The sequence below is a fragment of the Actinomadura rudentiformis genome (genome assembly GCF_008923185.1).
Classification (GTDB): Bacteria; Actinomycetota; Actinomycetes; order Streptosporangiales; family Streptosporangiaceae; genus Spirillospora; species Spirillospora rudentiformis.
The window spans coordinates 169087-183078 of record NZ_WBMT01000019.1; the positions used below are offsets into that span (position 1 = coordinate 169087).

General features: G+C 69.6%; 13 protein-coding genes. 2 read left to right on the forward strand and 11 right to left on the reverse strand.

The window, feature by feature from the left end:
• Nucleotides 1-24: 24 nt before the first annotated feature.
• From F8566_RS35170 to F8566_RS35190, 5 genes are read right to left on the reverse strand one after another with little or no spacing between them, the layout of a single operon-like run.
• Nucleotides 25-627 carry a class I SAM-dependent methyltransferase gene (locus F8566_RS35170; RefSeq protein ID WP_151566180.1) on the reverse strand — a complete coding sequence of 201 codons (603 nt, stop codon included), beginning with the start codon at nt 625-627 and terminating at the stop codon, nt 25-27.
• On the reverse strand, nt 617-1555 hold the full coding sequence (locus tag F8566_RS35175) for an NAD(P)/FAD-dependent oxidoreductase (RefSeq protein ID WP_151566181.1): 939 nt from the start codon (nt 1553-1555) through the stop codon (nt 617-619). Before F8566_RS35175 ends, F8566_RS35170 begins: the two co-directional genes overlap by 11 nt.
• Nucleotides 1556-1615: 60 nt before the next feature.
• The gene (locus F8566_RS35180) at nt 1616-2071 is read right to left on the reverse strand and encodes a hypothetical protein (protein WP_151566182.1); all 456 of its coding nucleotides are present in this window, start codon (nt 2069-2071) and stop codon (nt 1616-1618) included.
• A gap of 6 nt (nt 2072-2077) precedes the next feature.
• Nucleotides 2078-2671 carry a MarR family transcriptional regulator gene (locus F8566_RS35185; protein ID WP_151566183.1) on the reverse strand — a complete coding sequence of 198 codons (594 nt, stop codon included), beginning with the start codon at nt 2669-2671 and terminating at the stop codon, nt 2078-2080.
• Between the two features lie 43 nt (nt 2672-2714).
• Entirely contained in the window at nt 2715-3317 is a 603-nt protein-coding gene (locus F8566_RS35190) for a TetR/AcrR family transcriptional regulator (protein WP_151566184.1), read from the reverse strand.
• 172 nt (nt 3318-3489) lie between these two features.
• Here F8566_RS35190 and F8566_RS35195 point away from each other — a divergent pair, with 172 nt between their 5' ends.
• Complete coding sequence (locus F8566_RS35195; protein WP_151566185.1) at nt 3490-4728, forward strand: MFS transporter; 1239 nt, start codon at nt 3490-3492, stop codon at nt 4726-4728.
• Nucleotides 4729-4751: 23 nt separating this feature from the next.
• On the opposite strand, the gene F8566_RS35200 is transcribed toward F8566_RS35195, so the two are convergent.
• The 3 genes from F8566_RS35200 to F8566_RS35210 form a co-directional block, all read right to left on the reverse strand.
• Nucleotides 4752-6209, reverse strand: a complete 1458-nt coding sequence (locus F8566_RS35200) for a carboxylesterase/lipase family protein (RefSeq protein ID WP_151566186.1) — start codon at nt 6207-6209, stop codon at nt 4752-4754.
• 134 nt (nt 6210-6343) lie between these two features.
• Nucleotides 6344-6760, reverse strand: coding sequence for an STAS domain-containing protein (locus F8566_RS35205; RefSeq protein ID WP_151566187.1), 417 nt, complete (start codon nt 6758-6760; stop codon nt 6344-6346).
• A gap of 357 nt (nt 6761-7117) precedes the next feature.
• A complete protein-coding gene (locus tag F8566_RS35210) occupies nt 7118-7723 on the reverse strand; it encodes a TetR/AcrR family transcriptional regulator (RefSeq protein ID WP_192810024.1) in 606 nt (201 codons plus the stop codon).
• A 102-nt stretch (nt 7724-7825) separates the two neighbouring features.
• Between F8566_RS35210 and F8566_RS35215 the strand changes: the two genes are divergently transcribed.
• The gene (locus tag F8566_RS35215) at nt 7826-8662 is read left to right on the forward strand and encodes an oxygenase MpaB family protein (protein ID WP_151566189.1); all 837 of its coding nucleotides are present in this window, start codon (nt 7826-7828) and stop codon (nt 8660-8662) included.
• Nucleotides 8663-8665: 3 nt separating this feature from the next.
• On the opposite strand, the gene F8566_RS35220 is transcribed toward F8566_RS35215, so the two are convergent.
• From F8566_RS35220 to F8566_RS35230, 3 genes are all read right to left on the reverse strand, one after another.
• A complete protein-coding gene (locus F8566_RS35220) occupies nt 8666-9469 on the reverse strand; it encodes an SDR family oxidoreductase (protein ID WP_151566190.1) in 804 nt (267 codons plus the stop codon).
• Between the two features lie 16 nt (nt 9470-9485).
• On the reverse strand, nt 9486-10835 hold the full coding sequence (locus F8566_RS35225; protein WP_151566191.1) for a cytochrome P450: 1350 nt from the start codon (nt 10833-10835) through the stop codon (nt 9486-9488).
• A 159-nt stretch (nt 10836-10994) separates the two neighbouring features.
• Nucleotides 10995-13967 (reverse strand): AMP-binding protein, encoded by a 2973-nt coding sequence (locus F8566_RS35230; RefSeq protein WP_151566192.1) that lies wholly within the window; start codon nt 13965-13967, stop codon nt 10995-10997.
• Between the last annotated feature and the right edge of the window lie 25 nt (nt 13968-13992).

A 13992-nucleotide genomic window follows, 5' to 3' on the forward strand; every position in this document is an offset into this window, starting at 1 on the left:
CATATCGGCCATCGGCCGAGAATGTCAGGTACGGCGGCGGGCTCGCAGGACGGTGTCGTGAACCGTGACCTGCCCCCCGTCTTTGTGCTTTTCAAGGCGCGGACGAGCCTCGGCGGTGACGATCTCCCACTCGTCCTTTGCGAGCGAGTCCGCGACCTCCTCGGCGGTGTAGAAGAGCTCGGGCATCTGCAGAGGCCGCACCTTGGTCTCCATGTCGGAGGGATGATGCGCGACGATCAGCAGGGTGCCGCCCGGGGCCACCATGTCGGCGAGCCGGGCGAACAGGATCTGCCGCGGCCCGTCCGGCGGGTGGGTGAACTGCGAGGAGATCAGGTCGAACCGCCGGCCGGGCTCCCAGGTGTTCATGTCGCCCTGCACCCACTCGACGCTCTTGGTGGTGTCGTTCGCGGCGCCCCGTTCGAGCGCGGTCGTGGAGTAGTCGACCGCCGTGACCTTCCAGCCGCGTTCCGCCAGCCAGACGGCGTCCGCGCCCTCGCCGCAGCCGACGTCGAGCGCGGTGCCCGGAGTCAGCTCGGAGGTCTCGGCCACCAGCTGGACGTTGGGACGGCCGCTCCAGATGTGCTCGTGGGAGCTGTAGCGCTCCTCCCAGTAGGTCTCATCGAACATTCTGGACGTCCTCCTCGACGAGATCGTTGTTGATCATGGCGCCGGCGGTCAGCCCGGCCGCGGCGGACACGATGACCTGCGCCTTGAGGTCGGTCACGTTGCCGGCCACATAGACGCCCGGGACAGAGGTGGCGCCGCTCGGGTCGGCCGCGATGTAACTGCCGAAGACGTGGCCGCCCACCTCCAGCTCCTCCGGCTTCAGGCCGAGCGGCTCGAACAGATCGGCCCGGGCGGTGAAGCGCGGCGAGACCACAAGGGCCTGGCGCGAAACGACCTCGCCGGAACGCAGCCGTACGCCGGTGAGCTGGTCGTCACGGACTTCGATGCCGGCGACCTCGCCTTCAACAAAGGTGATCCCGCGCTTGGCCAGTTGCTCGCGTTCGGCCTCGGAGGGTGCGGGCCCGGTGTGGACGAAGTAGGTCACGTCGGCGCTCAGCTGGCTGAAGAGCTTGGCCTGGTGCAGCCCGAACGGATTGGTGCCCAGGACACCGATCGCCTGGTCGCGCACCTCCCAGCCGTGGCAGTACGGGCAATGCAGGACGTCGCGCCCGAATCGTTCGGCGATGTCTGGCACGTCGGGCAGCTCGTCCACCAGCCCGGTAGTGATCAGCAACCGGCGCGCGTGCGCGGCCCTTCCGTCGGCCAGCTCGACGTGGAAGCCGTCGTCCGCCTTGCGGGCCGCGGTCACGGTCCCGGAGACGATCTCGCCGCCGTAGGCCGTGACCTCGTCCCGGCCGATGGCCAGGAGCTCGCCGGGGGGCGTGCCCTCGCGCCCGAGGTAGTTGTGGATGTGTCCGGCCGGGGCGTTGCGCGGCTCGCCGGCGTCGATCGCCAATACCGAACGGCGTGAGCGTGCCAGAGCCAGGGCCCCGCTGAGCCCCGCCGCGCCCCCACCGATCACGATGACGTCGTACTTCGTGGTGTTCATGGCCACACTGTCAACGATGTGTCGCCAGATTGACAAACATCGTTGCCAAAATGGCAACACTCAGAAGATGCCGAGACTGGGAAGAAGCTTCTGCGCCGCCCGCACGATGTGGTCAGCACTGCTCAGCGCCTTCTCGATCTCGGCCTCGTCCGCGCTGTCGCCCGGGAAGGCCGGATACTCCAGCTCGTTGCGGCGGATGCGAAGACCTCTGAACGGCTTGAAGACCTCGCCGAACTGGGCGCGCAACACCTCGTCCACGACCAGGTGCCCGCCCTTGGTCGTCGGCCGGAGCCCCTGGTGAGCGAGCACAGCGGTCCCCGCGAGGCGCGCGGCGTCATATGCGAGGACGTAAGCGCTGTCGCGGTCGGTAGCACCAAGGACGACCGCCGAGGCATAGGTCCGCTGCGCCTTGGCCAGCCAGGGTTCGCCGTCGGCTGCCGGACCCTGGACCTTCTGCAGTTCCCCGGTGGCGATCAGCCGCTCGATGACGGCTTCACCTCGTGTCCAACGCGCCATGCCGCCTCACCCGTCCGCCGGAAGATCACCGTATGCGATCACGAACGGTGATGCCTTGACCTGCTGAACGAGCGGATCCGTGTCGGCCAGCCAGCGATCGGGAGGCCGGACGACCGGATTGACCGGCAGGTCGAGCCGGTCCTGAACGGCCTCCGCCGCCTCGTAGACCTCCGCGCGGTCGACGTCCCCGAGCACGAGCACGTCCACGTCGTTCGGGGCCGGGCCGGCCTCTCCCTCATAGCGCCGTGCCCACGAGCCGAAGATCAGCACCGTCCGGACCCCGGCCACCTGGGCGAACGAGTCGGCCACGGCCACCTGGGGGCCGAACGTGAGGGTGAGCAGCCGGGCCAGCGCGTCGGCGACCAGATGCCCGGTGTTGGCCCGCAACAGCCGGGACCGGCCGACCGGCCGCGCCGTGATGAGTTCGGCGTCCAGCAACCTCCCCACCTCGCCGTGCAGCGTGGACATCGACACGCCCAGCCGCCGCGAGAGGTCGGCCAGCGTGAAGTCCTGGCCGGGGTGGAAGAACAGCACGGTGAGCAGGTCGGCCTGATGCCTGGATCTGAAGATCGGCAACAGCGGCGGAGCATCACTTCGCATAGACCGAATATATCTCCGAGTTAACCGAAGTCGAACTGCCCGCTCAGGCGCCGCCCTGCTGCGCTACCGCTGTCCCAATGGCGGCGCTCACGGCCTCCTTCGCGAAAGCGACGGCCGCTTCGCCCGCCCCTTCCTCGCCCAGCACGGGGCCGCTCGCGTGCAGACCGTCGATGAGCAGCATGATCTTGTCGGCCAGCGCTCGCGGATCCCGCGCTCCCGCCTGCTCGGCGAGATCCCGCAGGAGGGCCCGCCTGGCGGTGTGGTAGTCCAGGATGATCCGGCGAGCCGGGTGACCGGCGTCGGGAAAGCTGGGCAGGCTGTTGCGAAGAGGGCAGCCGCGGAATCCGGGGGTGGCGGAGCGCTGGGCCACCGCGCCCACGATGGCGATGAGCCGGCCCGCCGGATCTTCGGGCAACGGCCGGATCGCCTTCTCGATCAAGTCGGCCCCCTCCTGCCTGCAGCGGTCCAGATAGGCGACCACCAGATCATCCTTGCTGCCGAACTCGCGATAGAGCACGTTCTTGCCGCAGCCGCACTCATCGATGATCTGCTGCAGCCCCACCCCGTCCGGGCCGTGCTCCTGGAACAGGCGGGACGCGACGCTCAGGATGCGGTCGCGGGTCCCCGGATCAGGCTTTCGTGCCATCTTCTCCTCCCCCCGCCAGCATAGCGGACCGATAGGTCCGGAATCTTCAACGCGGCGACCTTGACATCCCGTCGACCCTCCTCCAATGATTGGGACCGATCAGTCCGGGACCGATCGGTCCGTTTTCCCGTCGTGCCGCCAGAGGCGCCTGGGGACTCCAAGAAAGAAGGACATGAATACTCAGCAAGCAGTACTGAGCCCCGGCAGAGCGCGCCTCACCCTGGCCACACTGTTCCTCGGCATGTTCGTGCTGGGCAGTGCCGAACTGCTCGTGGTCGGCGTGCTCGACCTGATCGCCGCCGATCTCCAGGTCTCCATCCCCGCGGCCGGCACGCTGGTGACCGCCTACGCGGCGGGCCTGGCCATCGGCGGCCCGATCCTGACCGCGCTGACCATCAAACTGAACAGGAGGTCCGTTCTGATCGGCGCGCTCCTTCTGTTCGCGCTGGCCAATCTGCTTTTGGTACTGATCACCGATTACGGCCTGTTCCTCGCGGCGCGGGTCGTCGCCGGAGCGCTGCAGGGCGTGTTCATCGGTGCTGCGTTCACGGCCGGTATCGCGGTCGTTCCGCCGGAACGCATGGGCCGGGCGATGTCAGTGGTCATCTCCGGCGTCGCGGTATCGGCCGCGCTGGGCTCGCCGCTGGGCACGCTGGTCGGCCAGGCGCTGGGCTGGCGCGGCTCGTTCACCGCAGTCGTCGGGCTCACCGTGGTCGCGCTGCTTGCCACGCTGGTGCTGGTCCCGCCGGTGCCCGGCACCGGCAGCGGCGCTGCCGGCCAGGCCAAGCACGCCTTTGCTCCACGCGTCCTCGCCGTACTGGCCCTGACCCTGCTCATCTACGCCGCGCTATATGCGGCCCTGACCTACCTCGTGCCGTTCCTCCAGGGCATCACCGGCGTCTCCGGCACGCTGATCAGTGTGTTCCTCCTGGCCTACGGCGCGGCCACGGCGGCGGGTTCGTTCAGCGGTGGCCGGTTCGCCGACGCCAACGCCGCGCGCACCCTCATCGTCGGGACCGCCGGCGTCGCGGTCTCCCTGCTGGCGCTCTACCTCCTCGGCGCGATCGCGGTCCTCGCGGCGCTGGGGCTGCTGGCCTTGGGCCTGTTCGTCGGCGTCATGACGCCCTCGCTCCAGTACCGCGTGATGAGCCTGGCCGGACCCGGCGGCGCGCTGGCGCAGTCGCTGCCCGCCTCCGCGGTCAACGTGGGCATCGCGTTCGGCTCGGCCGCCGGTGGCGTGGCGATCGGCAACTCCACCGCCTCGTCCGCAGTGATCACTGGCTTGATCATCGCTGTGATCGTCATCCCGGTCGCCTGGGGTACGAGCTTCCTGAAGCCCCCGGCGGTCCAGGACGCGGCAGGACGAGCAGCCACTCCCAGCAGCACCCCGGCTACGACCACCAAGCCCTAGCTACGCGCAGCGACGGAAAATCGTCACAGGCAGTCCCAGACTTTGCGGTCGTCACCGCGCGGATCCTGAACGACCTCGTTTGTGGCGCCGTCGAAGACCTTGACGGAACGGGTGGAGGGGTCGAACTGCGGCCAGCCCGGATCGCCGTGGACGGCGAAGTCGACCCACGCCCGGTGCATGACGTCGGCCAGCTCTTGGGGCGGATTCTCTCCCGCCATCCCCAGGGCGTCGGGCGAGCGCAGGTTGTCGAAGACGAAGCCGAGCTCCAAGCCATGGCACGCACCAAGGCCGAGATTGGGCGAGCACCAGGCGAACTCGTACATCCAGGTCGGCGAGTGCGCCTCCGCGATCCGGTTGGCGGGCAGGCGGAAGAAGCTGTCGGTGATCAGCAGGGCCAGCACCTCACCGGCCGACAGGTCGGCGTGGTTGTCGCGGTAGGCGGCGGTGACGGACGGCTGGATGCCGAAGCCGGTGGCGATGACGTTCACCAGGTCGGGTGTGACCACGTCGGCCAGCCCGTTCGGCATCAAGAAGAGGCGGAACTCCTCGGCCGTGGAGCCGATGAGCAGGTCCACGTCACGTCCCGCGCCGTCCGCGATCGCGTCCTCCGCACGCCGGGCATAGAGATCACCGTCCAGCACCGGCATGAGCGACATGGCCGCCGCCGCGGTCGTCCGGCCCCAGCGACCGGGATCGGGCAGCGCCGCGACCTCCGCGGCGACCGCTGCCTGCACCGGAATGATCGTGGCCGGGTCGAGCGCGGCGAAGCCCTCGGCGGTGGGCTCGACGCCCAGCCGCGTGGCCATCTCCTTGGTGACCAGCAGCGCGTCCTCGGGCGACTGGGCGATGCTGCCGGCGCCGGACTGCGCGATCGCCCGGTGGAAGAGACCGAGATCCAGCGAAAGAAGCGTGGTGACGCTCATCGCACCGGCCGATTCGCCGAACGCCGTCACCCGCTCCGGATCACCGCCGAACGCCGCGATGTTGTCGCGTACCCACTCCAGCGCCGCGATCTGGTCGCGCAGACCTCGGTTGAGCGGCGCGCCCGGCAGGTAGGCGAAACCCTCGACACCCAGCCGGTAGTTGATCGTCACACACACCACGCCGTCACGGGCGAACGGCCGGCCGTTGTAGATGTCCACCGCGCCCGAGCCGTTGCGGAAGGCACCGCCGTGGATCCACACCATGACCGGCAATCCGGAGCCGCCGGGTGTCCACACGTTCAGGTTGAGGCAGTCCTCACCCGGGATCACGGGGTCTGGCAGCAGTGCGTCGTACGGCTTCGGATAACCGGGCTTGGGCACGGTCGGCCCGTACTCCAAGGCGTCCCGCACGCCCTCCCAAGGCTCGGGCGGCTGCGGTCCCTGGAAACGGTGGGGACCGAACGGCGGCGCAGCGTACGGGATCCCGAGGAACGCGGCGACCCCGTCCTCAACCTTGCCGCGGACCTTGCCGTACGTCGTCTGAACGACCGTCTCCATGCGCGCCCACCCGGACTAGAACGAAGTTCAAACGAGCGTACGTGAGCGCCCCATCCCAACGGAACCATCGGCGCAGCGCAACAGACGCGGTGGGCGGCGCGGGTTCAAGAGTCGAAACGGCGGTGCCGGCGCGGTCAGCGAAGGGCGGGGGCTTGGGCGCGGCAAGGCCTGATGGCGGCGTGCCTGGTCAGCGGCCAGGCGAGGGCGTCGGCGACGGTTGCGCGGATGGTGAAGTCGCGCTCCAGGCCGGTCGCGCGCAGCAGCTTGGTCACTTGGGAGCAGGGCGCCGCCACCACGAGGGCGGCACCGACGACGGAGGCGCGGCGGCGCACGCCTGTCAGAACGGTCAGGCCGGTCGCGTCGCAGAACGACACCGCCGACAGGTCGAGGATCAGCAGCCGGGTGTCGGTTCGGATCACGTCCGACAACCGGTCACGAAGCGGCGGCGCGGTGGCGAGGTCGAGCTCACCGCGCAACCGGACGACGGTGTACGCGGGTCTCCGCAGGACAGACAGGGTCTGCTCCGCTCCACGGGCATGGCTGGGCGTCACGACATTCTCCTACCTGCGACGGCGCGCAGATCTGAATCAGAGGGACTTCGGGTGAACCGGTGGGCGGTCGTACCGGCGGACGGGTGCCGCCGGGAAGCCGCTACGGCCGCGCCAAGCGCGTGACGACCCCTTCGGGGGGCGCTTGGGTAGGCGAGTCAGCCTCAAGAGAAGTATGCCCTTACTACCGGACTGACGAAAGTCTACGCGCCCCAGGGAGGAAAGAACAGGAAATCTTCAGGTTTTTGCCGCTGTGACCTACAATACTTCGGCCCTTCGACCGGCGCCGGTCCCTGCCGGCCGCGGGGGGCAGCCAGGTGAAATGAAGATCACAACGAACGTCGCGCAGGGCGATGCGCGTCAGTGGGCGTGGAGCATGCGGGTGAGGTGGTCGCGGGCGAAGGCGCGGATGGCGGGTTCGTCGTCCAGGGTCAGGCCGCCGCCGGGGACCAGGAGAAGGGAAAGCGCTACGCGCAGGAGCACCTCGGCGACCGTCGCGAAGTCCTGGGGGTCGTCGGGACGGGCGCGGCGGAGGCGGTCGGCGAGGATGTCGCGGGCGGCGACCATGACGGCGCCGCCGTTCATGCTGAGCTGCGGGAGGAACGCCTCGGGCTCGCTCTGCAGGACCCGGGTCATGAGCGGGTGGGTACGGGCGCCCTGGAGGCCGGCGACGAAGCCCTCGACCACGGCGTCCTCGGGCGAGGGCAGGTCTTCGGTCGCGTCGGCGATGGCGGTGAGGAAGCGGTGCACCTCGCGCAGGATCACGGCCTGGAGGAGCTGCTCCTTGTTCGTGAACCGGCGGTAGATCGTCGTGCGGGCGACTCCGGCGCGCTTGGCGACGTCCTCGACGCTGACGCGGCGCAGCCCGTACGTCTCGAACTCCGCCAGGGCGGCGTCGAGGATCCGGGTGTCCAGATCGTCGGTGTCAGGGGTGGCGGCGAGCAGCCCGGTCAACGCAGCGTCCATGGTCATAACCCTATTTCCTGGCCGGATCCCCTACTGTAACCCGCAACGAGACACAGCTACAATCTTCGTAGTTCTGTTCCTCGCACTCCCTGGCGGTGGCCCATGACGGAGACCGAGCCGCTCGGTCCGGACTCGTTGACCTGGCGATACTTCGGCGACACGCGGATGTTGCTGGTGGGCCCGCGCGCGGCCTTGCTGCAGAACATGCTGCCCGCGCTCGGCCAGGGCGTTCTGGACCACTCGGTGTTCTTCTCCGAGACGTTCGCGCGCCTCAAGCGGTCCGCCGGGCCGATCCTCAACACGGTGTACGGCGGTTCGCGGTCGGCGGAGGTCGGGCGGCGGGTCCGCGACTACCACCGGGACATCAAGGGCACGATGCCGGACGGCTCCCGCTATCACGCGCTCGATCCGGAGACCTACTTCTGGGCGCATGCGACCTTCCTCGACACCATGGTCTACGGGATCGAGACGTTCATCCGGCCCCTCAGCGAATCCGAGAAGCGCCGGATCTATGAGGAGTCCAAGACCTGGTTCCGCATGTACGGGGTGAGCGACCGAGGCATGCCCGAAGACTGGGAGGCCTTCCAGGCGTACTGGAAGCAGATGCTCGAAGAGGTCGTCGTCCCGCACAAGACCGCCCGCTATGGCGTCGGCTACGTCACCAAGGGCCTGCCTGCCCCGCCGAAGGTTCCGGCCGCGTTGTGGCGTGTGATCTCGCCGCCGTTCAACTCTGTGGCCCGCTTCATCACGGTCGGTGGCCTGCATCCCCGCATGCGCGAACTGCTCGACCTGCCGTGGACCGCCGCCGACGAGCGCCGTTACCAGCGCTTCGCCGCCGGAGTCCGCCGGCTCAACCGAGCCTGGCCGCTACTGCCCGAAGCCATCCGCTATCTCCCTCAGGCAAGGGCGGCCTTCCGCCGCGACGGCCACCCCCGCTGACGGCTAATTGCGAATGCGGGCGTCATAGGACTTGCGAGCGTCCGCGTCGTACTCCAGGAAGATCTTGTCGAGGCCGTAGCGGCGCGCGATCGCCTGCTTGAGGCGGTCCGGGAGGAGAGCGCCGAGGCGGATCTGGGCTGCGAGCTTCGCCGGGACCACCACCTGCGGGCGGGGCTTGCCGACCAGCGCGACGACGGCGGCGGCGATGTCCTCCGGCTCGGCGTTCTTCTGGCCCTTCGGGCTGCGGGTGCCCGCGATCAGCTCGGTGTTGGTGAACGTGGGCAGCACCGCCGAGACGTGGACGCCACGATCCTGCACCTCCAGCCGGGTGGCCTCGGTGAACGCGACGACGGCGGCCTTGCTCGCGTTGTAGAGGGCCATCCCGGGCGTCGGCACCACGCCCGCGACCGAGGCGATGTTGATGATCTGCCCGTGACCCCGCGAGAGCATGCGGTCCAGGGCGAGCTTGGTGCCGAGCATGACACCGTGCACGTTGATGTCGATGCACCGGCGGGCGTCGGCGTCGCTTTCCGCGGTCACCGGCCCGATCGGCATGATGCCGGCGTTGTTGACGAGCACGTCCAGCTCGCCGGCCTCGGATTCGACCTTGCCCAGGAAGGCGTCGAACGACTCGCGCGAGGTGACGTCGACCGTGAACGCCGCGACGCCGAGCTTGTCCCCGGCCTCCTTGACGGCCGCCTCGTCGATGTCACCGATCACGACCGTGGCGCCCTTGCCCTTCAGCGCGCGGGCGGTGGCGAGACCGATGCCGCGTGCGGCGCCGGTGATGGCGATGACCTTGCTCATCGAATCAACCCCAGGCTCATTGGATCAACTCCAGTTTGACGGGCAGGCCGTCCTTGGGCGAAGGCAGAGAGGTGGTGTCGAGCGGCCACTCGTACTTTGCGGGCACGCTCCACCGGTAACGCTGGACGAGCTGGTGCATGATGCCCTTGACCTGCATGCCGGCGAAATGCAGGCCGATGCATTTGTGCGCGCCACCGCCGAACGGCGCCCACGCGTACTTGTGCACCTTGTCCTCGCGGCGGCCTGCGGCGAACCGCTCCGGGTCGAACCTGTCAGGCTCCGGCCACCATTCGGGCATGTGGTGGTTGGTCAGCGCGGGGACCATCACGGTCGTCCCAGCCGGAATGTGGAAGCCGAGGATCGAGGTGTCCTTGACGACCTTCCGCGGCAACGCCGGCACGGGAGCCACCAGCCGCGTCGCCTCCTTCATCACCAGGTCGATCGACTCGAGCTTGTCGAGCTCGTCGAATCGCAGCGGGCCGCCGAGGGCCAGCGACTCCTCCCGCACCCGTTCCTGCCACTCGGGGTACTGGGCGAGGTAGTACGCCATCGTCGTGAGCGTGATCGTGGTGGTGTCATGGGCCGCCATCAGTGCGAAGATCATGTGGTTGACGACGTCGTCATCGGTGAAGCGATGGCCGTCATCGGTCTCCGCCTGGCACAGCGCGGCGAAGAGGTCGTCTCCCCCTTCTCGCCGCTTGGCGGGCAGGTGCTTGCGGAAGAACTCCTCCAGCTCCTTGCGCGCCTTCAGGCCCTTGTGCCAGCGCAGCCCGGGCACCGGGAAGCGCACATAGGCCGTCCCCGCCCGCACGGCGCCGATGAACGCGCCGTTGACCCTGTCGGCCTCGGCACGTTCCAACTCGACGCCCATGAAGACGTCCGTGGCCAGATCCAGGGTGAGCTGCTTGATGTGGTCGTAGACCTTGAACCCCCTCTGGGGCTCCCAGGCGTCGAGGCCCTTGCTGATCCCGGGCGCCATGGCGTCCATGTACGAGTGCAGCCGCGCCTTGGTGAACGCCTGCTGCATGATGCGGCGGTGGTGCAGGTGCTCCTCGAAGTCCAGGAGCATGATGCCGCGGTGGAAGAACGGCCCGATGAAGTAGCTCCACGCGGGCCCGTTCGCGAAGGCCTTGTCCCTGTTGACCAGCACCGCCTCGGCCGCCTCGGGTCCCTGCGCGGTAACGATCCGTTGTCCGAGCAGCCACCCCCAGGTGACGGGCCCGAACTGCTCGTACCGCATCCGGGCGAAACCGAACGGGTCGCGCATGACCTTGAGCGTGTTGCCGATGTACGGAAGACCTGGCTGTCCGCTCACCGGCTTGAGATCACTGCCTTGCGGTGGCGCTGCGAGGATGCTCGTGCCCATAGGCCCTCCGGACCCCGGTCGCGCCGGGACGTGGAACAGATGTGCGGAATGTGTAGCTTTGTTGTAACGCACCCGGCAACCGCATGTCCAGAGCAGGCTGCAGTCACCGACCCCGTCCCACATTCACGCCGGCCCCACGCCCCACGCGGGCACAGTCGGTCAGCGGGCTTTGGCGGCGGATTTGTTGCGGAGGATGCGGCGACGGGCGGTGTCGGTCAGGAGGCGGTACGCGCCGGCGCGGTCGCGGTAGTAGGTGCGGCCGTCGGAGGGGATGGGGACGCCCTCTTCGCGGAGCGGCGCCGTGCGGAGGCGGCGGCCTGCGGTGACGGGGATGTCGTCCACGACCCGCACGATCGCGGGGCGCAGTTCGGGCTCCACTCGCAGGAGCGCCTCCGACAGGTCGACCGGCTTGATCTCGCCGTCGCCGCGCAGGGTGACGGCGGCGGCGGCCATCTCGGTGTCGCCGACCGGGATGCCGTAGACGGCGACCGCGTCGATGTACGGCAGGTCGTCGAGGGCGTTGCGGATGGGCCCCGGCGGGACGATGCCCTCCGCGGTGCGGATCAGCTCGGCGTCCCGGCCGGCCAGCCAGAAGTCCCCGTCGGCGTCCCTGCGGAACAGGTCGCCGGTGATCGTCCAGGCGTCCTCGGGCTTGAACACCCCGCGCACGACGCGGGGGGTCGCTGCGACGCGTCCCGGTTTGACGCGTGCGACCAGCATGCCGATCTCGTTCGGCTCGCATTCCTGCGCGAAGCCGTCCGGCCCCTCGGCGAGCCGCCCGTTCTCCAGGTCGTAGCGCGCCAGCCGCACCTCCGCGCTGCCGGGCAGCGGGCGGCCCAGTGACCCGGGCTTCTTGCCGCTGAGGTTGACCAGGATCGCCTCGCCCTCGGTGGCGGCGTAGAACTCCAGCACGCGGGCAGGCGCAAACCGGTCTTCGACCCGTCGCCACAATCCGCGTGGCATGCCGGAGCCGATGAACAGCCGCACCGGGTGGTGCCGTTCCCCGGGGTGCGGCGGCGCGTTCACCAGGTCGCGCAGGAGGGTCCAGGTGTACGAGGCGACGGTGACGCCGTAGCGCCGCGCCTCGTCCCAGAACGTCTCCGGGTCGTACGCGCTGGCCAGGGCGAGACGTGCGCCGCCCGCGACCGCTCCGCCGAGGCTCATCAGCAAGGCCGACGGGTGATGCAACGGCGTGATGCTGAAGACCGTGTCGGCCGCTGAGAGCGCGGCCGACGAGGCCGTGCCGAACGCCGACAACGCCCATCGCCGGTTGGTGATGCGGGCCGCCCTCAGGTGTTCGCCGTCGCCGGTGAACAGCACGAACGCGGTGTCGCCGGCGCGCCCCGGGTTGGGCCGGTACCAACCGGGCAGCGGCACCTCGCCGGGGTCGATGCGTTCCATGTCCATGAGCGGCAGGCCTGGGCCGCGCTCCCCGCCGCCGAGCATGTAGCAGGGCACATCCCCGGAGAGCTCGCAGGCACGCGCGGCGTTCTGCGGATCCGCCACGATCCGGGTGACGCGGGCGAGATCGATCTCCCGTGCCAGGTCGCCGTCGGGCCGGTGCAGGACGGCGACGGCGCCGAGGCGGCTCAGCGCTGCGACCAGCGCCAGTGCGCTCGGCCGGGTCTCCATGAGGACGCCCACCGCGTCGCCTTGCCGGACGCCGATGCTGATGAGACCCCGGACGACGGCGTCGATGCGCGTCTTGGCCGCGGCCTGGGTGTGCGCCCGCCCCTGGTAGAGGAAGAAGATGTCGTCCGGCGCCCGCTGCGCCTGCTCGTCGAGGAGGAGTCCGAGCGACATGCGCGTGTCGGGCTGGATGCGTTCGAGGCGGGCAAGGCGGGGCAGGTTCTGCGCGGCCTCACCGGCGAGCTGGCGTCCGCCGCGTACCGCCCGGGAGACGGTCACCGCGGCCGAACGCACGGCGCTCGCACCGACACCGGTCGCGAGTTGGACGCCGTAGCCGACCGTCCCGCCGGGCGGGGTCGCGGTCGACGCCGCGGCCTCGCCCTCGACCGGCACGACGATCTCCGGCAGGTCGGCCTCCCCGGCGCGCCACTTCGCCCACTCCGCGACGGCGGGCCAGGTCTGCGCCAGCGCGAGCGAGCCCACCACCAGACCGAAGTGCCCGGCGCGCAGGGACGCCTCGTACACCTGGGCCCGCGGCGCCGCCCGGCGGATGCCCCGGACCATCGGCGGCGGCGCGATCTCGTCGAGCTCGCCGACGAACGTCACCACCGGGCAGGTGATGTCCGCCAGGGTCACGAGGCGGTCGCCGATGACGAAGCCGCCGGTGAGCATCCGGTTGTGCTGGATGAACTGCCGCAGGAACTCCGCCAGGGCAGGGCCCGGCCAGGCGACCCAGCCCTCACGTTCGAGGAAACGCCGCTGGCGCTCGCGCGGCGCGAGCCGTTCCCGATCGTGCAGCTGCAGGATGAAGTCGATGCGGCTGCGCACCGACTTGACCGGGCTGAGCAGCTGGAACCCGGTCCGCGTCACCCACCCCGGCACCGCGACGTTGCCGAGCAGCCGGTCGGGGATTCGCCCCGCGCCCTCGGCGGCGACCCAGCTCGGCAGCCCGAACGGCAGGCCGACGCTGATGTCGGCGGGACTGCCGAACGTGATCAGCGACTCGATGCCCTTGCTGCGGCGGTACGCGGCGGCCTGGTAGACGAACATGCCGCCCTGCGAGTAGCCGGCGAGGTGCACGTCCTGCCCGGTCGCCTCGCGGATCCGGTCGATGGCGTCGCTCACCGCCACCACATGGTCGGTGACGGTGCGCTCCAGCCCGCCCGGCTCGCGCTCGGGCGCGCCGAAGTCGACCACCCACGGGTCGACGCCGAGCTCGTGGAGCATCCCCACCGCGCTCACCCGCGACGAGATGTCGTACACCTCGGCAGTGATCATCAACGGTGGTACGAGCAGCACCACCGGCCGCTTGCCGCCGTCGACGCTCTCCGGGAAGTAATGCCGCAAACGGTAGACCCGTTGCTCCGTCACCACCTCGAACGGGGAGGCGTCGGCGTCCGTATCGAGGTCGAGACCGCCGAACCGCGCCACCTCCAACGCGTTCTGGGCAGTCGAACCCAGGCGCGAACCCAGGCGGAGGAGCGATTTGGCAACAGGGGGCATCGTCGGCCTTTCACATGGGTCGATG

Coding starts and splice junctions, on each gene's coding strand:
- F8566_RS35175 (WP_151566181.1), bottom strand. CDS start 1,555: ATGAACACCACGAAGTACGACGTCATCGTGATCGGTGGGGGCGCGGCG.
- F8566_RS35180 (WP_151566182.1), bottom strand. CDS start 2,071: ATGGCGCGTTGGACACGAGGTGAAGCCGTCATCGAGCGGCTGATCGCC.
- F8566_RS35220 (WP_151566190.1), bottom strand. CDS start 9,469: ATGAGCAAGGTCATCGCCATCACCGGCGCCGCACGCGGCATCGGTCTC.
- F8566_RS35200 (WP_151566186.1), bottom strand. CDS start 6,209: ATGGAGACGGTCGTTCAGACGACGTACGGCAAGGTCCGCGGCAAGGTT.
- F8566_RS35215 (WP_151566189.1), top strand. CDS start 7,826: ATGACGGAGACCGAGCCGCTCGGTCCGGACTCGTTGACCTGGCGATAC.
- F8566_RS35185 (WP_151566183.1), bottom strand. CDS start 2,671: ATGCGAAGTGATGCTCCGCCGCTGTTGCCGATCTTCAGATCCAGGCAT.
- F8566_RS35195 (WP_151566185.1), top strand. CDS start 3,490: ATGAATACTCAGCAAGCAGTACTGAGCCCCGGCAGAGCGCGCCTCACC.
- F8566_RS35210 (WP_192810024.1), bottom strand. CDS start 7,723: ATGGACGCTGCGTTGACCGGGCTGCTCGCCGCCACCCCTGACACCGAC.
- F8566_RS35230 (WP_151566192.1), bottom strand. CDS start 13,967: ATGCCCCCTGTTGCCAAATCGCTCCTCCGCCTGGGTTCGCGCCTGGGT.
- F8566_RS35170 (WP_151566180.1), bottom strand. CDS start 627: ATGTTCGATGAGACCTACTGGGAGGAGCGCTACAGCTCCCACGAGCAC.
- F8566_RS35225 (WP_151566191.1), bottom strand. CDS start 10,835: ATGGGCACGAGCATCCTCGCAGCGCCACCGCAAGGCAGTGATCTCAAG.
- F8566_RS35190 (WP_151566184.1), bottom strand. CDS start 3,317: ATGGCACGAAAGCCTGATCCGGGGACCCGCGACCGCATCCTGAGCGTC.